General features: G+C 63.8%; 17 protein-coding genes. All 17 read right to left on the reverse strand.

Annotated elements, in window-relative coordinates:
• Window position 1 precedes the first annotated feature (1 nt).
• Window positions 2-538 (reverse strand): 50S ribosomal protein L6, encoded by a 537-nt coding sequence (rplF, locus tag ACSU04_RS10685; RefSeq protein ID WP_439285964.1) that lies wholly within the window; start codon window positions 536-538, stop codon window positions 2-4.
• A gap of 6 nt (window positions 539-544) precedes the next feature.
• Window positions 545-943, reverse strand: coding sequence for a 30S ribosomal protein S8 (rpsH, locus tag ACSU04_RS10690; RefSeq protein WP_439285966.1), 399 nt, complete (start codon window positions 941-943; stop codon window positions 545-547).
• Between the two features lie 123 nt (window positions 944-1,066).
• Window positions 1,067-1,657, reverse strand: coding sequence for a 50S ribosomal protein L5 (gene rplE, locus ACSU04_RS10695; RefSeq protein ID WP_439285968.1), 591 nt, complete (start codon window positions 1,655-1,657; stop codon window positions 1,067-1,069).
• The gene (gene rplX, locus ACSU04_RS10700) at window positions 1,657-2,016 is read right to left on the reverse strand and encodes a 50S ribosomal protein L24 (RefSeq protein ID WP_439285970.1); all 360 of its coding nucleotides are present in this window, start codon (window positions 2,014-2,016) and stop codon (window positions 1,657-1,659) included. Before rplX ends, rplE begins: the two co-directional genes overlap by 1 nt.
• 2 nt (window positions 2,017-2,018) lie before the next feature.
• Window positions 2,019-2,387: a 50S ribosomal protein L14 gene (rplN, locus tag ACSU04_RS10705; protein ID WP_439285972.1), complete on the reverse strand. Its 369-nt coding sequence runs from the start codon at window positions 2,385-2,387 to the stop codon at window positions 2,019-2,021.
• A 27-nt stretch (window positions 2,388-2,414) separates the two neighbouring features.
• Complete coding sequence (gene rpsQ / locus ACSU04_RS10710) at window positions 2,415-2,723, reverse strand: 30S ribosomal protein S17 (protein WP_439285974.1); 309 nt, start codon at window positions 2,721-2,723, stop codon at window positions 2,415-2,417.
• Window positions 2,723-3,040, reverse strand: a complete 318-nt coding sequence (gene rpmC, locus ACSU04_RS10715) for a 50S ribosomal protein L29 (RefSeq protein ID WP_439285976.1) — start codon at window positions 3,038-3,040, stop codon at window positions 2,723-2,725. The genes rpsQ and rpmC overlap by 1 nt, the downstream gene beginning before the upstream one ends.
• Window positions 3,040-3,459, reverse strand: coding sequence for a 50S ribosomal protein L16 (gene rplP, locus ACSU04_RS10720; RefSeq protein ID WP_439285978.1), 420 nt, complete (start codon window positions 3,457-3,459; stop codon window positions 3,040-3,042). Before rplP ends, rpmC begins: the two co-directional genes overlap by 1 nt.
• The gene (gene rpsC / locus ACSU04_RS10725) at window positions 3,459-4,217 is read right to left on the reverse strand and encodes a 30S ribosomal protein S3 (protein ID WP_439285980.1); all 759 of its coding nucleotides are present in this window, start codon (window positions 4,215-4,217) and stop codon (window positions 3,459-3,461) included. The genes rplP and rpsC overlap by 1 nt, the downstream gene beginning before the upstream one ends.
• On the reverse strand, window positions 4,217-4,615 hold the full coding sequence (gene rplV, locus ACSU04_RS10730; RefSeq protein ID WP_439285982.1) for a 50S ribosomal protein L22: 399 nt from the start codon (window positions 4,613-4,615) through the stop codon (window positions 4,217-4,219). Before rplV ends, rpsC begins: the two co-directional genes overlap by 1 nt.
• Before the next feature lie 25 nt (window positions 4,616-4,640).
• Complete coding sequence (rpsS, locus tag ACSU04_RS10735; RefSeq protein ID WP_439285984.1) at window positions 4,641-4,922, reverse strand: 30S ribosomal protein S19; 282 nt, start codon at window positions 4,920-4,922, stop codon at window positions 4,641-4,643.
• Between the two features lie 11 nt (window positions 4,923-4,933).
• Entirely contained in the window at window positions 4,934-5,773 is an 840-nt protein-coding gene (gene rplB / locus ACSU04_RS10740) for a 50S ribosomal protein L2 (RefSeq protein ID WP_439285986.1), read from the reverse strand.
• Between the two features lie 20 nt (window positions 5,774-5,793).
• Complete coding sequence (rplW, locus tag ACSU04_RS10745) at window positions 5,794-6,117, reverse strand: 50S ribosomal protein L23 (RefSeq protein ID WP_439285987.1); 324 nt, start codon at window positions 6,115-6,117, stop codon at window positions 5,794-5,796.
• Window positions 6,114-6,776 (reverse strand): 50S ribosomal protein L4, encoded by a 663-nt coding sequence (gene rplD, locus ACSU04_RS10750; RefSeq protein WP_439285988.1) that lies wholly within the window; start codon window positions 6,774-6,776, stop codon window positions 6,114-6,116. The genes rplW and rplD overlap by 4 nt, the downstream gene beginning before the upstream one ends.
• A gap of 2 nt (window positions 6,777-6,778) precedes the next feature.
• Window positions 6,779-7,438: a 50S ribosomal protein L3 gene (gene rplC, locus ACSU04_RS10755; protein ID WP_439285989.1), complete on the reverse strand. Its 660-nt coding sequence runs from the start codon at window positions 7,436-7,438 to the stop codon at window positions 6,779-6,781.
• Between the two features lie 8 nt (window positions 7,439-7,446).
• The gene (gene rpsJ, locus ACSU04_RS10760; protein ID WP_030147986.1) at window positions 7,447-7,755 is read right to left on the reverse strand and encodes a 30S ribosomal protein S10; all 309 of its coding nucleotides are present in this window, start codon (window positions 7,753-7,755) and stop codon (window positions 7,447-7,449) included.
• A gap of 706 nt (window positions 7,756-8,461) precedes the next feature.
• Entirely contained in the window at window positions 8,462-17,503 is a 9,042-nt protein-coding gene (locus tag ACSU04_RS10765) for a DUF5979 domain-containing protein (protein WP_439289478.1), read from the reverse strand.
• Window positions 17,504-17,592 lie beyond the last annotated feature (89 nt).

Consider the following 17,592-nt stretch of genomic DNA (forward strand, 5'->3'; position numbering starts at 1 on the left):
GTTACTTACCACTCTTTCCGGCCTTGCGACGCACGATCTCGCCGGCGTAACGCACACCCTTGCCCTTGTACGGCTCAGGCTTACGAATCTTGCGGATGTTGGCAGCTGCCTCACCGACAGCCTGCTTGTCGATACCACTCACGACGAGCTTGTTGTTGCCCTCGACCGCGAAAGTGATGCCGGCGGGCGGCGCAACGACAACCGGGTGCGAGAAGCCAAGCGCGAACTCAACCGAGCCGCCCTTCTGCTGCACGCGGTAACCGGTACCAACGACCTCAAGGCCCTTGGTGTAACCCTGGGTCACGCCGATGATGTTGTTGTTGATGAGCGTGCGGGTCAGGCCGTGAAGCGACCGTGACTCACGCTCGTCGTCGGGACGGGAAACAACCACCTGGTTGTCCTCGACCGCGACCTCGATGGGGCTGGCCAGGTTCAGGGTGAGCTCACCCTTGGGGCCCTTCACCGCGACTGCACGGCCGTTGACCGCAATGGTCACGCCCGCAGGAATCTCGATGGGAAGTCGTCCAATACGCGACATTTCGAATTACCACACGTAGGCGAGAACTTCTCCGCCTACGCCCTTCTGCGAAGCCTGACGGTCCGTGAGGAGTCCGGAGGAAGTGGACAGGATGGCCACGCCAAGGCCGCCAAGGACCGTGGGGAGCTCCGTGGACTTTGCGTAAACGCGCAGTCCGGGCTTCGATACGCGCTTGATGCCCACGATCGAACGCTCGCGGGTGGGGCCGTACTTCAGCGTGATGGTCAGCGTCTCACCGACGCGAGCGTCGGTGACCTCGTAGCCGGCGATGAAACCCTGCTGCTCGAGGATCTGAGCGATGTGCGTCTTGAGCTTGCTCGACGGCAGGGACACGGAATCGTGGTGTGCCGAGTTCGCGTTGCGCAGACGGGTCAGCATATCTGCGACCGGGTCTGTCATTGTCATATTTATTTTCCTTTGTTCACGAGGTTTCGGCTGCCGTTACACGACAGACGACCTTCTATGAGATGCAATCTTCAATTGTAAGCGCACACGGGACCCCCGCCCGACGGGCGGGGGTCCACAGTGTCACGCCTTGGCGTCTTCGGGCTTGAACGGGAAGCCGAGGTGACGCAGAAGTGCACGACCCTCGTCATCCGTCTTGGCCGTGGTGACGACGGTGATGTCGAAGCCGCGAACGCGGTCGATCTTGTCCTGATCGATCTCGTGGAACACGCTCTGCTCCTGGATACCGAAGGTGTAGTTACCGTGACCGTCGAACTGCGTGCCCGAAAGACCGCGGAAGTCGCGGATACGGGGCAGTGCGAGCGAGACAAGGCGGTCGATGAACTCCCACGCACGATCTCCACGGAGGGTGACGTGCGCACCGATGGGCTGACCTTCACGCAGCTTGAACTGCGCGATGGACTTGCGGGCCTTCGTAACGATCGGCTTCTGGCCGGTGATCTTCGTGAGATCCTCAACCGCGCCGTCGATCACCTTGCTGTCGCGAGCCGCTTCACCGACACCGGTGTTGACGACGACCTTGACCAGCCGGGGGATCTGCATCACGTTGGTGTAGCCGAATTCTTCCTGCATCTTCTGCAGGATTTCGGCCCGGTACTTCTGCTTCAAGCGCGGCTGGATCTTGCCAGCCGGCGCGGCAGTGTCGGTGCTCATCAGAGGTCCTTACCTGACGTCTTCGCGTAACGCACGCGGACGGTGCGCTTGACGCCGTCCTTGGTCTGCTCCTCGACCCGGTGACCGACGCGAGTCGGCTTCTTGGTCGAAGGGTCGACAAGTGCGACATTCGAGATGTGGATGGGGGCTTCGATCGTCTCGATGCCACCCGTCTTGGTGCCGCGCTGCGTCTGGCCGACGCGGCTGTGCTTGGTGACGTAGTTCACGCCTTCGACGATGACGCGGTTGCGGTCAGAGAAGATCTCGAGGACCTTGCCCTGCTTGCCCCGGTCTCCGCCCTTGGCCTGCTTACGGCCAGTGATGACCTGAACCAGGTCACCCTTCTTGATGTTCGCCATAATTAAATAACCTCCGGCGCCAGCGAGACGATCTTCATGAACTTCTTGTCACGAAGTTCGCGGCAGACCGGTCCGAAGATGCGGGTGCCGCGAGGCTCCCCGTCAGTCTTCAGAAGGACGGCAGCGTTCTCGTCGAACTTGATGTAGGAGCCGTCCGCACGACGAACTTCCTTCTTGGTACGGACGATGACCGCCTTGACGACGTCGCCCTTCTTCACGTTTCCGCCGGGGATCGCGTCCTTGACCGTGGCCACGATGGTGTCACCCAGACCTGCGTAACGGCGGCGTGAGCCACCGAGAACGCGGATCGTGAGGAGTTCCTTCGCACCGGTGTTGTCGGCGACCTTGACGCGGGATTCTTGCTGAATCACTATTGCTCCTTAAGTAAGCCGGGAGGCTTACTTGGCCTTCTCGACGATTTCGACCAGACGCCAGCGCTTCGTGGCGCTGAGCGGACGAGTCTCGGTGATGACAACGAGGTCGCCAATGCCCGCCGAGTTGGTCTCGTCGTGCACCTTGCGCTTCTCTGTGCGGCGGATGACCTTGCCGTACAGGGGGTGCTTTACGCGGTCTTCGACCTCAACGACGATGGTCTTGTCCATCTTGTCGCTGGTGACGTAGCCACGCTGCGTCTTGCGGTAACCGCGAGCGTTCTCATCGCGCACATCGTGCGAGACGGGAGCTTCCGCTTCCTTCTTGGTGGCCATTACTCAGCCTTCCCTTCAGCGTCAGCCGAGGCATCCTCGGTCTTCTTCGCCTTCGACTTGGACGCCTTCTTGGCCGGGGCCTCGACCGGAGCAGGCGTCGCACGGATGCCCAGCTCACGTTCGCGGATCACGGTGTACAGGCGTGCGATGTCGCGCTTGACGGCGCGAATGCGGCCGTGGCTTTCCAGCTGGCCGGTGGCCGACTGGAAACGGAGGTTGAAAAGCTCCTCCTTGGCCTTGCGCAGCTCCTCAACGAGGCGCTGGTCTTCATACGTGTCTAGCTCCGTAGGAGCGAGCTCTTTGGTTCCGATCGCCATTACGCGTCGCCCTCCTCGCGCTTGATGATTCGTGCCTTGAGCGGCAGTTTGTGAATTGCTCGGGTCAGAGCCTCGCGAGCGATTTCCTCGGAGACACCGGCGACCTCGAAGAGGACGCGGCCCGGCTTGACGTTCGAGACCCACCACTCGGGCGAACCCTTACCGGAACCCATGCGGGTTTCAGCAGGCTTCTTCGTGAGCGGACGGTCCGGGTAGATGTTGATCCACACCTTTCCACCGCGCTTCATGTGACGGGTAACCGCGATACGAGCTGCCTCGATCTGACGGTTGGTCACATAAGCCGGAGTCAGTGCCTGGATGCCGAACTCTCCGAAGGAGACCTTCGTGCCACCAGTAGCCTGACCGGAACGACCCGGGTGATGCTGCTTGCGGAACTTGACCTTACGGGGGATGAGCATTATGCCGACGCTCCTTCTGCAACAGGAGCCTCGTTGCGCGGAGCGCGACGGCGGTCGCCGCCACGGTCATCGCGGCCACGGGACTTCGGTGCGTTAGCCTGCTCGCGAGCAAGCTCCTTAGCGGTGAGGTCACCCTTGTAGATCCAGACCTTCACGCCGATGCGGCCGAAGGTGGTCTTTGCCTCGTAGAAGCCGTAGTCGATGTTCGCACGAAGCGTGTGCAGCGGCACACGGCCTTCGCGGTAGAACTCCGAACGGCTCATCTCGGCGCCGCCGAGGCGGCCGGAGACCTGGATACGGATGCCCTTGACTCCAGCGCGCTGTGCGCCCTGGAGGCCCTTGCGCATCGCACGACGGAACGCCACACGAGCAGAAAGCTGCTCGGCGATGCCCTGTGCGACGAGCTGAGCGTCAGCCTCGGGGTTCTTGACCTCGAGGATGTTCAGCTGGATCTGCTTACCTGAGAGCTTCTCGAGGTCAGTACGGATGCGCTCTGCTTCGGCGCCACGACGACCGATCACGATGCCCGGACGGGCGGTGTGAATGTCGACGCGGACGCGGTCACGGGTGCGCTCGATCTCGATGTTCGAAACGCCGGCGCGGTCAAGCTGCTTCTGCAGCAGAAGACGAATCTTGATGTCTTCTGCGACGTAGTCAGAGTAGCGCTGGCCCTTCTTCGTCGAATCTGAGAACCAACGTGACACGTGATCCGTAGTGATTCCGAGGCGGAAGCCGTACGGGTTTACCTTCTGTCCCATTACTTGCTCGCCTTCTTCTTGCTGTCGCCCTCGGTTGCCGTAGCAACCTCCGGGGTCGAGAGCACGACCGTGATGTGGCTCGTGCGCTTCTTGATCTGGAAAGCGCGACCCTGTGCACGGGGGCGGAAACGCTTGAGCGTTGCACCCTCGTCTACGTAAGCGTTAGCCACGTACAGGTCGGCCGCGTCGAGGTACTCGCCGTCACGATCTGCCTTCACCTGTGCGTTGGCCATGGCCGACGCGACAAGCTTGTAGATCGGCTCGCTGGCGCTCTGCGCTGCGAACTTCAGGATTGCGAGGGCCTCTTCGGCCTGCTTTCCCTTGATGAGCGCGACGACACGACGAGCCTTCTGAGGGGTCACGCGGATGTGTCGCACGCGTGCGATGGACTCCACCATTTCTCTCTCCTCTATCGTCCCCGCGTTAGCGGCGACGGCCCTTCTTGTCGTCCTTCTCATGGCCGCGGAAGGTGCGGGTGGGCGAGAACTCGCCCAGTTTGTGACCGACCATGGTCTCGGTGACAAACACGGGGATGTGCTTGCGACCGTCGTGGACCGCGATCGTGTGACCCAGCATGGCCGGGATGATCATGGACCGACGTGACCAGGTCTTGATGACGTTCTTGGAACCAGCTTCGTTCTGCACGACAACCTTGCGAAGCAGGTGCTCGTCGACGAAGGGGCCCTTCTTGAGACTCCGTGGCATCTTCTCTACTCCTACTTACGCTTCTTAGACGCGGTGCGACGACGAACGATGTACTTGTCGCTTTCCTTGTTGGCGTGACGGGTACGACCCTCTGCCTGACCCCAAGGGGAAACAGGGTGACGTCCACCGGAGGTCTTACCCTCACCACCACCGTGCGGGTGATCAACCGGGTTCATGGCGACACCACGGACGGTCGGGCGGATGCCCTTCCAGCGGTTACGGCCAGCCTTGCCCCAGTTGATGTTCGACTGCTCGGCGTTGCCGACCTCGCCGATCGTTGCGCGGCAGCGTGCGTCGACGTTGCGGATTTCACCAGACGGCAGACGAAGCTGCGCGTAGATGCCTTCCTTGGCAACGAGACGAACGGATGCACCAGCAGAACGAGCCATCTTGGCACCGCCACCGGGACGGAGTTCGATCGCGTGGATCACCGTTCCGGTCGGGATGTTCTTCAGAGGCAGGTTGTTGCCGGGCTTGATGTCAGCGCCAGCACCCGACTCGATGACATCGCCCTGGTTCAGCTTGTTCGGCGCGATGATGTATCGCTTCTCGCCGTCGAAGTAGTGCAGCAGTGCGATGCGTGCGGTGCGGTTGGGGTCGTACTCGATGTGAGCGACCTTGGCGTTGACGCCGTCCTTGTCATTGCGCTTGAAGTCAATGACACGGTACTGGCGCTTGTGGCCACCACCGATGTGACGGGTCGTGATGCGGCCCTGGTTGTTACGGCCACCGGTCTTTGACAGTGGGCGCAGCAGCGACTTCTCAGGCGTCGATCGTGTGATCTCAGCGAAGTCAGCCACTGACGAGCCACGGCGACCGGGGGTCGTGGGCTTGTACTTGCGAATAGCCATTATTGTCCTTATCCCCCGGATCAGCCGATTGCCGTGAAGATGTCGATTGTGCCCGTCTTCAGGGTCACGATGGCGCGCTTGGTGTCCTTGCGCTTTCCCGTGCCGAAGCGGGTGCGACGGGTCTTGCCGACGCGGTTGATCGTGTTGACACCCGCAACCTTGACGCCGAAGATCTTCTCGATGGCGAGCTTGATCTCGGTCTTCGTAGCACGCGGGTCGACGAGGAAGGTGTACTTGCCTTCGTCGATCAGCGAGTAGCTCTTCTCAGAGACGACCGGCTTCAGGATGATGTCGCGGGGGTCCTTGTTGAACGCCGGCTGGAGGGCGCTTGCCTGCTCGGTCATGCCGAGACCTCCTCGGTTGTACCGGTCTTCGAGGCGATGAAGCCCTCGAGTGCGGCCTGGATGAAGACGATGTCGTCAGAGACGAGAACGTCGTACGCGTTGAGCTGGTCGTACGTGATGACGTGCACGTGGTCAAGGTTGCGAATGCTCTTGACCGTCGTGTTGTCATCGCGTGCGATCACGATGAGGACGCGCTTGGACGTAACAACGGTCGCGAGGAACTTCGCGGCGTTCTTGGTCGAAGGTGCGCCGTCGATGCCGAACGACTCGATGACGTGCAGGCGGTCACCGCGGAAGCGGTCGCTGAGCGAACCCCGGAGGGCTGCGGCGATCATCTTCTTGGGTGTGCGCTGCGAGTAGTCGCGAGGCTTCGGGCCGTGGACAATGCCACCACCGGTCATGTGCGGCGCGCGGATAGAACCCTGACGGGCGTTACCCGTGCCCTTCTGCTTGAAGGGCTTGCGGCCTGCACCGGAGACCTCACCGCGACGCTTGGTCGAGTGGGTTCCCTGGCGAGCCGCCGCGAGCTGCGCGACGACGACCTGGTGGATCAGCGGGATGTTCGTCTTGACGTCGAAGATCGAGGCGGGCAGCTCGATGGAGCCAGCCTTCTTGCCATCGATCGAGACAACGTCGAGCGCGAGAGTCGAGTCAGCCATGTTCAGGCACCCTTCACTGCGTTGCGGACGTAGACGAGGCGGCCACGAGCACCGGGGACGGCGCCCTTGACGAGCATGAGTCCCTTCTCGGCGTCGATGGCGTGCACCGTCAGGTTGAGGACGGTCACGCGCTCGCCACCCATACGGCCAGCCATGCGCATGCCCTTGAAGACGCGGCTCGGAGTCGACGATGCGCCGATGGAGCCGGGCTTACGGTGGTTGCGGTGTGCACCGTGCGATGCCGGGGCGCCCTTGAAGTTGTGACGCTTCATGACACCGGCGAAGCCCTTGCCCTTGCTGGTGCCGACTACGTCGACCAGCTGGCCTGCTTCGAACACACCGTCAACTGTGAGCTCCTGACCAAGCGAGTACTCAGCAGCATCCGACGTGCGGATCTCGGTGAGGTGGCGGCGCGGCGTAACGCCGGCAGCCTCGAAGTGAGCGGAGAGCGGCTTGTTCACCTTGCGGGGGTCGATCTGACCAGCCGCGATCTGAACAGCGTTGTAGCCGTCCTTCTCGGGGGTACGGATCTGAGTGACCACGTTGGGTGCCAGCTCGATGACGGTGACGGGGATGATCTTGCCATCCGCGTTCCACACCTGGGTCATGCCGAGCTTGGTGCCCAGCAGTCCCTTGGAAATCTTTGCGTTGATGTCAGCCATGTCGATCCTTAGAGCTTGATCTCGATGTTGACGTCAGCAGGAAGGTCGAGACGCATCAGCGAGTCGACAGCCTTGGGCGTCGGGTCGACGATGTCGATCAGACGCTTGTGGGTGCGCATCTCGAAGTGCTCGCGGCTGTCCTTGTACTTGTGGGGCGACCGAATAACGCACACGACGTTCTTCTCGGTCGGCAGCGGCACTGGTCCGACGACAGTCGCGCCCGCACGGGTCACGGTGTCGACGATCTTGCGTGCCGACGAGTCGATGACCTCATGGTCATACGACTTCAGGCGAATGCGGATTTTCTGTCCCGCCATTGTCTGTTCACTCTCTATAAAGCGTCTTACCAACCTGGGCCGGGTGACTCAGGGGCATTGGACGCATGACGGCGCTGTTCACGCCTTTCGCACGTCTTTCAACGCACGACAGCACCTCCGTGAGGAGGTGGTAGCTGTTCTGCCACCCGCGGCCTAGAACCCTGCATCCTTCTCCGAGGAGAGGACGCCGCCTATGCACTGCCATGATGGTGATCCGTCGAGCGCACATAGTGCACCAGCGGAATGTGGAACCTGTCTATTCTGCCATGCCTGATTTCACTTACGCAAACCCGGGCGTGTCGCGCTTCGATTCCTGTCGCGACAAGGGGTGGGCGGTGGAGCGAAGCATCCCCATGCCTCGCCCCACCTTGGGGAATGTGTTCAGCGCGAGGGGGCGCGCCGAACACGAGGATTCGGGCGCGAAGGGACGCCAGAATCCTCGTCGAAGGCTTGGTGGATCGCTCGCCGCGCAGGCGCGACAAAGTACGGGCGCCGAGACGGCGCACAACGCACGATGATCCCCAAATCGTTTCCCCAGTACTCAGCACGACCCCAGCCGTGCAGTGCAGTTCGCCGAACCCCTTCGACGAACTCGGCCGCAAGATCCCCAGGCGGCTCCGACCATCCTATGGGAAGCGACAGCGCTTATGGGAGAGGAAAGGGCGGATGCGAGAAACTCGCACCCGCCCTTTACTCGCTCAGTCGATTAGACCTCTTCGCGACGGCGTCGCGTTCCGATCAGCAGCAACGCGATCCCCGCGAACAGTGTCAGCGGGATGGCCGCCCACAGCAGCGGCGGGATCGAGAGACCGGTCTTCGGCAGATCCTTCACGAACTCGTTCGTGATCTCGACCTGCACGTGGCCGACCGCGGTGACATCAGCAGATGTCCCGTCGACCGTGTCAGCGCCGGCAACGATGATCGAGGTGCGCAGGGCACCGCCGGTCTCCGTCTCGACGATGATGCAGTCTGCGCCGGTCGGCAGATCACTGAAGGTGACCTCGTAGCCGCCCTCGACGCGCAGCATGCGCTGCTCCCCACCCGGGATCTCGATCGAAGCGCCGCCCACGGTGCACTGCAACTCGACAGTGAACACGCCCCGCGCGCCCTCGGCGTCCAGATCGCCGGTGACCTTCTTAGTCACGGTGATCGAGGAGACCTCGAACGTGTTGGTCGCGGTAACCGTCGCTGCCGCACCCGCACCCAGTGCGACGATGCCGTCGCTCGGGTCGAGGGTCGCGGTGGTGGCGTTACCGGCATCCGTCTCCTCAACGATGCAGGAGGTGTTCGTCGGGTACGGACCGAACGAGCGCTGGTCGCCACCTGCGAGTTCGAACGAGTCGTCCAGCAGCGTCTGACCCTCGTAGGTGCACACCGCGGTGAAGGTGAACGCACCAGTGCCGTAGAGGTTCGCGCCTGCACCATCGACGACCTTCTGCACGACGAGCACACCCGCATCGAAGCTGTTGGTGAACTCGATGGCCGCAGCCTCGACACCGACGTGGATCAGGGCACTGCCGTCGCCGTTGTCGGTGACGTTGTCACCCACGACCACCACACCATCCGCGGTGCTGCCCACCTCAGTGACGAGGCAGTCGGCACGTGCCGGGATGGTGTTTTCCGGTGCCGTGAAGCTCTCATCACCCGAGAGAGTGAAACCGAGCTCCGTGACTCCCCCGTCGAAGGTCACCGGGATGCCGGTGGCACTCGTGCAGGAAAGGGTGAAGTCGAACGGGCCGTACGTGGCATCGGCCGTGGCATCCACCCGCTTCGTGATCGACAGACCGGAGAAGGCGTAATCATTCACGAGCTCTGCGGTCTGCGCTGCAGGCACGTCCTCGGTGGCATCCACTACCGTGTCCACGGCGATGTCCGCCGGGGTGCCGGTGCGTCCGGTCTCACCGAATTCGCCGACCTCGCCCTGCTCCGTCACCGCACAGGATGCGCCGGTGGGGATGCCGTCGACGCGGTACGAGAAGCCGTTCGCCGTGTTGAGCGAAACGACCGCGTCCGCTCCGAGGGGAACATCGATGCCGCGCACGGTGCAGACCACGTCGACGAGGAACTCGTCGGCCGCGTATCCTGCTGCTGCACCCGTCACGGTCTTGTTGACCTGAATGGAGGTCAACGCGAACGTGTTCGTCGCGGTGACAGCGTTCGTGGCATCCACGTCGGCGCTGATCACGACCACCCCGTCGGTCGGGTCGATGGCAGTGCTGGTGGCGCCGCCGGTCGCGGTCTCTTCGACGATGCAGCTGGTGCCGGTCGGGAAGACACCGAACGTGCGCTGCGCGTTCGGGTCGAGCATGAACTCGGTGTCCAGCAGCGTCTGACCGCGGTAGGTGCAGACGGCCGTGAAGTCGAAGGGACCGGCGCCGAAGAGCGCTGCGCCCTCTCCGTCGATGACCTTGTTCACGGTCAGCAGTCCACTGTCGAAGCCGTTCGTGAACTCGACGGATGAAGTCGTCGTGCCCACGAGCACCGATGCGGTGCCGTCGCCGTTGTCGGTGACGTTGTCTCCGACGATGACGGTGCCATCAGCATCCGCACTGTCGACCTCGGAGATCACGCAGGTGGCGCGTGCCGGGATCGTGTTCTCGGGAGCGGTGAAGGTCTCGCCGCCTTCCAGAGTGAATGACAGTTCGGTTACGCCGCCGTCGAACGTGACAGGGGCACCGAGCGCCGAGGTGCACACGAGGGTGAAGTCGAACGGGCCGAACTCTCCCTCGCTGGCGTCGGTGTCGATGGTCTTCGTGACCGACAGACCCGAGTAGTCGTACTCGTTCTCGATGACCGCGATCTGTTCCTCAGGAATCGCGCCCTGGGAGTTCTCCATCGCGACCACGAGGGTCGTCGGAGTGCCATAGCGGGTGGTCTCACCGAACTCACCGAGCTCGCCCTGCTCTGTGACATCACAGGTGGCGCCGAGCAGGAGGCCGTCGATGCGCTGCGTGTAACCGTTCTCGGAGTGCAGCTCCACAATCGCGTTCGCACCGAGGTCGATCTGGGCACCGTTGACGGTGCAGATCACGTCGAATCCGAACTCGTCCGGTGCATAGCCTGCGGCGTCACCGGTGATCTCCTTCGAGAACTCGATGGAGCCGATATCGAAGGTGTTCTGCACGCGCAGCTGCAGCGGCTCAGCGGTGTCGGTGATGACGAATGCGCCGACGAGCGGAGCACCATCCACATCCACAATCTGCGAGGTCGTAGCCCCACCGTCGTTCGACTCGGTCAGCGTGCACTCGGCGCCGATCGGCAGCAAGCTGTAGTCGGCTTCGAGCCCGTCCGCGGCCGAGAAGGTGCGAGTGGCGCCGTCCGACACAATGACATCCGCGCCGTTCAATGTGCACACAAGCGTGACTTCGAACTGACCCGTGCCCCACAGCGATGCACCTTCACCGAGGATTTCCTTGGTGACGTGCAGCGTGCCGGTTCCGAACGTGTTCGCCGCGGTGAACAGCACCGGCTCAGCGATCGTGCCGACCGCGACCGGGGCGTCAGTGGTGTCAGGAGTGATGACGGTCGAGCTGGCACCACCGGCGTCCGTCTCGGTCACGGCGCACTCTGCGCCGGCCGGGAGCGTATCGATCGTGATGATCTTTCCGCCAGTGGCATCCGCCTTGGTCAGCGTGACAGTGGTCTCGTAGACCGTCACGCCTCCGTAGACGCAGAGCACCGCGAATTCGAACGTGGTCGTGTCGGGGAACAGCTCGGCGGCGTCACCGTCGACCTGCTTGGTCAGTGCGATCGCACCGAGCTCGAACGTGTTCGTGAACGACACCGTTGCTTCGGCATCCGCCGAAGTCGTGACTCCGGCTTCCGCACCGGCATCGATGGGTTCACCATCCGCGCCGACGACAACGCTGGTCGTGACGGCGCCCTGAGCGTTGGTCTCGGTGACGAGGCATTCGGCTCCCGACGGCAGTCCCGCGAGAACGCGGTCCTCACCGGCAGAAAGCTCGAACTGCATCGGGGAGGCAGTGAAGCCTTCGGCCCAGACCTGCGCGCCGACGAACGTGCACACCACGTTGAAGTCGAATGCGCCGTACGCGATCAGCTCACCGTCCTGATCGGTTGCGCCGACAACGGTCTTCGAGACTTCGAGGTTCGACAGCAAGTACGTGTTGGCCACGGTCGCAACCGGAACGACCTCGCCGTTGCGGCCGATCGTGACGGCGTCACCAGACTCGGATGACGTCTCACCGTTCGCGCCAGCGACATCTGCGAGCGTGCACTCCGCACCCCAGGGAAGCTGCCGCTCCAGGTCGGTGATCTGGTCAGCAGACACAGTCGCCACGATCGGGTCGAGCACTGTCTCGAAGTCCGTGCCGGTGCCGACGACGCACTGCAGCTGCACTTGGAATACTTCCGGCGCGAACGAGACACCCTCACCGTTCGTGGTCTTCTCGACCCAGACAGGTCCGGTCGCCAGTGCGACTCCCACGCGTCGACCCTCGGTCGGCAACAGGTCGCCGATCCGGTCGCCGTCCGCGTTCACCGTCTGCGCGCCAATGGCGATCGTGTTCCAGGCGACCGTGTCTTTGTTGGCCACCGGTGAAACCGCCGGCGTCCGCGTCTGGAATGTGTAACCCAGCACGTCGCCCGGCAGGAAGTGGTTCCCCTCGAAGCCGAACACCGTCTTGATGTGCTTGACCTGCGTCGGATCCACGTCGTCGGTCAGCGCAAGCCACGCGTCGGTCGGGCACGCCGCACCGGGCGTGAGATCCGCCGTGCACGGGTTGTCTGCCGAGGAATAGTAGTACTCGATCGACTCGGGCGTGCGGTATCCGGCATCCGTCACCGGCGTCAGAGCGCCGACCCACATCGGCTGCCACTCGCTACCGCGCGGCAGCGCAACGTACGCGCCGCGGTCGCCGGGCGTCGGCAGGCGGTCGATCGTGACGACCTTGTCCATCTCGAGCGTTCCGGTGTTCGTGACACGCTCGCGCCAGGTCTCGGTGCCGAGAGGCTTCGTGACCGGAACACAGTTGCCCGCGTAGAAGTCGTCGAGCGCGGGCTCGCAGACATTCGCCGCGTTGGTGACGTCGTTCACACCGAGTTCAGTGTCGTCGGACTTGACGAACTTCTGTCCGCGCAGTGCGCCGGTCGCCGTCGGGTAGACGGTCGTGTCGGTGCCGCAGACGTCGACTTCACCCTCGACACCGTTGCAGGCTTCGAAGGGTTCGTCTGAGCTGATGCCGAATCCATTGGTCACCTGAGTGCCCGCGGTGATGCCGGGGCGGAACATCATGTTGATGGTGATGACGTACGTCTCGGCCGGCATCATCACGGTGCCATCAGGGAAGCTGAAACGCATTTCTATGATCTCGCCGGATGCGTTGGTCACCTCTTCGAGGGTGATCAGCGCCGGATCGATCGGCATCCGGGTGTTCTCCCCCGAAGGTGTTGCCGTCTGGGTGTACGCATACGCGTAGTGCGGTTCCGTGCTCTCCTCGTCGAAGATCAGCCACGGCTCACCGTCCGCATTCAGTGGGAGCGTGTCGACGATCACAGGGTTGAGGATCGACTTCTCGAGCCCGGAATCCGCAGAGGCCGAGTTCGTCACGGTCAGTTTGAACGGGATCACCCTGCCCGGTGCCTGCGATCCGACCGGAGTCTTGCGTGTGACGACCTCGATACCACCGGCGACGTAGAACGCCTGGGCGGTGGCATCGTGATCAGCCGTCAGAGGGGTTGCTCCCGCGCCGTTGACGGCGCTGATGACGTGCGCCTGCACGGTGTTCGTGAACACACCGCCTTCGTCGCCTTCTTCGCCAGGCGCCGCCGCGTTCACGGCCGCACTCGACGGGACGGGCATGGAGGGGTCGATCACCTGGTATGCCCGACGCTTGACGTCGATCGGGATCGACTGCAGCGGGTTCGCCGGGTTCTCCCACTGCGAGCCGTCGGCGCGCTGGAACGTGAACCGCAGACCGCGGACGTCATCTGCGTCGACGCCGGCCGGCAGTGCCGGGGCCGCGCCGAACGCGCCTTCTTGCCAGCTTGCGCCGTTCAGGGCGAGCGAGCCGTCGGCTGCCACCTCGAACGTGCCGCCGACAAGGGCGTCGACGCGCACCTGCTCGATCGGCGCTTTCAGGGCGAAGACGGACGGGAACCCGACGAATCGGTACGTGTTCCAGAAGGTCGGCGTCTCGTCGGTGACCGTCATCACGGCGGTGCGGGCAGAGCCGCTCGGCTGCGCGGTGAGGTTCATCCTGATCGGGTCCCACGGCTCGGTCGCGTATGCGTCCTCTTCCGGGAGGTAGATCTCGAACTGCGTGTCGGGGCTGAACAGCTTCGTCGTGACGACATCGATGTTCAGGTTGGCGAGCGGGATCTGCGCCTCGTCGAGGGCGGTCACCTCGTGCACGCCATTGACGCCGCCCGGGTCGACGACCTTGGCTTCGGTTTCGTTCGCGATGGGCGAGTCCACGAGTGTGACCGGGCTGTCGTCGCTGCGGTGCGTCGCGCGCAGACGCAGATCCATGACGAGCGTGGAGGCGCCGGTCGAGATGATGCGCCCGTTGTGCTCGATCTGGATGCCGGTCACGTCGGCGAGGTCGGCCGCCGTCAGTTCCGTCGCCTGCGCGATGGTGTGTGTGGTGGAGGATCCACCGTCACGGCTCAGGATGACGACCGATTCGGATGCCACGGCGCCCGCGGGAACGGAGATCGAGCGAATGTCCTTCAGATCGAAGGTGTCGAACGGGTCGGTCGCGCTGCCAGGAGCAGGATCGGTGATGCTGAGCGTGTCGACCTTCGCGACCGTCGTGTTCTTCGCCGTGACCGTCACCCGGCTGGTCGGATACCCGTCCGTGGGTGTGCCCTCAGGCGGAACGCCGAGCGGCCCGCCTGTCCAGCCCTTCGTGACCGTGACGTTCAGCGGGCGGTCGAGGATCGAGATGATGTCGGAATCGACGTCGCGCGTCTGCTCGGCGCCGCCGGCGAACCCGGTCGCGCTGGCGGTGTTGTTCACATCGCCCTGATCGCCGGTGTTGTAGGTCTCACTGCCGAGTACCGGCTCGGAGCCGTCGGTCGGCACGCGCTTGGCGTCGCGGATCTGCCATTCGAGGTCAATGGCGCGGTTGTTCTCGAACGAGCGGGCGACGCCGCTGCCGGCAGACGGGGCATCCGGCGCCGTCGCGTTCGCGCGCGCGTCGGTGTACTCCTCGACAACCAGACGGATGCCGAGAGCGGACTGCTGCTCGGCTGCGGTCAACGAGATCTCAGGCAGTGCGCCGTTGTAGGGAACGGCCGCGTTCGCAAGACCGACCCAGGAGGTGCCGTTCCACAGTTGCACCGCGGTGATGCGGTCGTAGGCGATGAGCGGGTCAAGCGTCGGCGTGATCGCTTTGACCTTCACCAGGTTGAACGCCTGGAAGGTGGTGTCCTCGACGGATGCCGCGGGGCCTGCGTCGATGTCACCGCCGTTCGTTGCGGTGTCGGCGATGACCATCTGCTCGAGGCCTCCACGGCCACCGGTCGACCAGTGCAGTCGCGAGGTGGCGTGCTCTCCGGAGCGCGCGGTCACCAGGCCGTCGGCGGGAGAGATCCATTCCTTCTCGAGAAGGTCGGACTCCCCCGGGGTCGGTGCGAGGATCTCGATCGCCGGGCACGGGTCTACGGTCGCCGACCCAGCGGTGGCGCCGGGTGCGGTGGCGGAGGCACCGGAACAGTTCTGCACGGAGATGTCTGCGCCCTCGGGCTTCGGAGGCAGGCTCTCCTTCAGCTGCGTCGTGATGTTCGGCTGCACGATGGCGCCGGGAGAGAAGCCGGGGTCTTCGTTGATGAACTCGAACTGGAGGCCACCGATCGCGTCCCGAATGTCGACGGGGATGTCAATCGAGAACGACGTCGGTCCTGCGATGCCGTCGGCGCCGGGGAGCGTCACCCATGCGCCGCTCGTGGTGTCGAAATAGCGCACGGTCAGCGTCGCGCCGTCCGGTACGTCGGTCTTGGTCACGGCGGTCGGTCGGAAGTGATCCCACCAGTCGGATGCCGCGGGGGTGCCGTCTTCGGCAAGGGCAGGGTCATTCACGATGATGCTGTGCGCGTTCGTCGTGGATGAGGGCAGCAGGGTCGTCGGAAGCTGAAGTGTCGCGACCTCACCCGCGTAACCCCAGATCGTTCCGGGGCTGATGCGTTTTTGTGTCTCGACATCGAGGCTGCGCTCATCGATCGTGAGAGCGGCGGGAGCGTCATCCTGTGCGGTCTGCGTGCCGGATGTGCCGCCCACGCGCACGACGTTGTCGATGACGGTGCCCGCGTCGAGTCCCTCGGCGACATTCGCGTCGAAAGTGATGGAAGACTCTGCGCCCGAGACGATCGGACCGTCTGCGGTGCTTGCGAATGCGACCTCGAAGTGCCGCAAGGTGGCGAAGTCAGCCGGAAGCTCGGGGAATGCTCCGCCGTCGACCAGCGGCGTGACGACGGACCGCTCGAGGCCGGTGACGTCGAGGTACACGAAGGTGAGTTCGCCGGTTTCCGCACCAGAGGGGAAGACTACGGCGGACGTGAAGCCTGCGAATGAGAGTCGCGCATCGAATTCGCCCTCAGCGGGTTCGCGAATCGTGAGCGTGTCGAGCGAAGTCTCGCCCGAGTTCGTGCCGGTCAGGCTGACCGAGGTAGCACCGCCTGCGAACACGACATCTGGGGTGAACGATTTCGCGGCTGCGACAGTGATGGGTTCGGTGACAATGCGATACGTGGCGTCAGCGGTGCCTGTGGCGGTCTGGTCGCCGAGGGCGACCTGGCTCTGCAGCGTGTTCGACACGGTGAGGCTGGAGGTGAGATCGACGACGCTGTCACGCTGCTCGAGTGTGAGGATGATGCCGCCGGATGCGCCGGTGGGGATCGTGGCGCCATCGGCGCCGGTGAAGGTCACGCGGATGCCCGTTGCGCTGCTCGGCGGGGCGTTAGGAGCGCCGGGGCGAGTCGCGGTTCCCGATTCGATCCAGGTGCTTCCGTCCCAGTGCTCGAGCACGACGTTCTCGGCACCGTCAGGCCAGACGACCTCTGCGACGGCCGTGATGGCCAGGTAATCGAAGGGGCTGCCGGCGGCGCTCGGATCGACCGGGTCGGTCAGGGTGAGGGCATCCACACCGGCGTTCGACGTGTTCGTGCCGATCAGGGTGAGCGTGGTTTCGGTTCCGGGAGCCGCCTGCGCGAGGTCAGGGGCGAACGACTTCTCTGCCGTGGTGCTCAGCTCAAGCGGAATCGTGGGGACGACCGGCGCGGTGGCGGGCTTCGGCGCGGCGTTGTCGGCCGATACGGTCGCGGTGTTGGGGATCTCGACGCCGCTGAGCTCGTAGGGAAGGTCTGCGCGCACGCGGACCGAGATGGTGACCGTGGCGGTGGTGTTGTCCTTCAGGCCCAGCACTCCCCCGCCCAGGTCTTCGTTGAACGGGACTGTGACGTTCTGCCCGTCGATTACAGGCGCACCGTGCGGAGCATTCTCAACCGTGACGTCGAGGATCTCGAACTCGGCGGGGACGGGGTCGGTGAGCTGCGCGTTGATGCAGCCGAGGTCGGTGATGCTCGAGCACGACACATCGATCGTGTAGTCGAAGGTGTCACCGGGCAAGACCTCGGAGGTGCTGGCCGCCTTGCGAATGTCAAGCAACGCTGTCGGATCAGCGGCGTGCGCTGCTGCTGGCAGTACCAGACCTGTGGTGACGACCGCGATTGCGGCGATCCCTGCTCCGAGCTTGCGCCATTTAGACCCGTACATCGCCTTCAAGCTCACGCCTTGCCCCTTTGTATGTTTCATCCGGCGCGCAGAACGCAACGCGAAATCACATCCGCACAGCCAGACGGATCGTTAAGAAACGATCG

It is taken from the genome of Microbacterium sp. A84 (assembly GCF_051842815.1).
GTDB lineage: Bacteria > Actinomycetota > Actinomycetes > Actinomycetales > Microbacteriaceae > Microbacterium.

Excerpts from the sequence above, each read along its gene's own strand:
- rpsH (WP_439285966.1), bottom strand. The coding sequence starts at position 943 with ATGACAATGACAGACCCGGTCGCAGATATGCTGACCCGTCTGCGCAAC.
- rplC (WP_439285989.1), bottom strand. The coding sequence starts at position 7,438 with ATGGCTGACATCAACGCAAAGATTTCCAAGGGACTGCTGGGCACCAAG.
- rplF (WP_439285964.1), bottom strand. The coding sequence starts at position 538 with ATGTCGCGTATTGGACGACTTCCCATCGAGATTCCTGCGGGCGTGACC.
- rpsC (WP_439285980.1), bottom strand. The coding sequence starts at position 4,217 with ATGGGACAGAAGGTAAACCCGTACGGCTTCCGCCTCGGAATCACTACG.
- rpsJ (WP_030147986.1), bottom strand. The coding sequence starts at position 7,755 with ATGGCGGGACAGAAAATCCGCATTCGCCTGAAGTCGTATGACCATGAG.
- rpsQ (WP_439285974.1), bottom strand. The coding sequence starts at position 2,723 with ATGGCCACCAAGAAGGAAGCGGAAGCTCCCGTCTCGCACGATGTGCGC.
- rplX (WP_439285970.1), bottom strand. The coding sequence starts at position 2,016 with ATGGCGAACATCAAGAAGGGTGACCTGGTTCAGGTCATCACTGGCCGT.
- rplB (WP_439285986.1), bottom strand. The coding sequence starts at position 5,773 with ATGGCTATTCGCAAGTACAAGCCCACGACCCCCGGTCGCCGTGGCTCG.
- rpsS (WP_439285984.1), bottom strand. The coding sequence starts at position 4,922 with ATGCCACGGAGTCTCAAGAAGGGCCCCTTCGTCGACGAGCACCTGCTT.
- rpmC (WP_439285976.1), bottom strand. The coding sequence starts at position 3,040 with ATGGCGATCGGAACCAAAGAGCTCGCTCCTACGGAGCTAGACACGTAT.
- rplV (WP_439285982.1), bottom strand. The coding sequence starts at position 4,615 with ATGGTGGAGTCCATCGCACGCGTGCGACACATCCGCGTGACCCCTCAG.
- rplD (WP_439285988.1), bottom strand. The coding sequence starts at position 6,776 with ATGGCTGACTCGACTCTCGCGCTCGACGTTGTCTCGATCGATGGCAAG.
- rplE (WP_439285968.1), bottom strand. The coding sequence starts at position 1,657 with ATGAGCACCGACACTGCCGCGCCGGCTGGCAAGATCCAGCCGCGCTTG.
- rplP (WP_439285978.1), bottom strand. The coding sequence starts at position 3,459 with ATGCTCATCCCCCGTAAGGTCAAGTTCCGCAAGCAGCATCACCCGGGT.
- rplW (WP_439285987.1), bottom strand. The coding sequence starts at position 6,117 with ATGACCGAGCAGGCAAGCGCCCTCCAGCCGGCGTTCAACAAGGACCCC.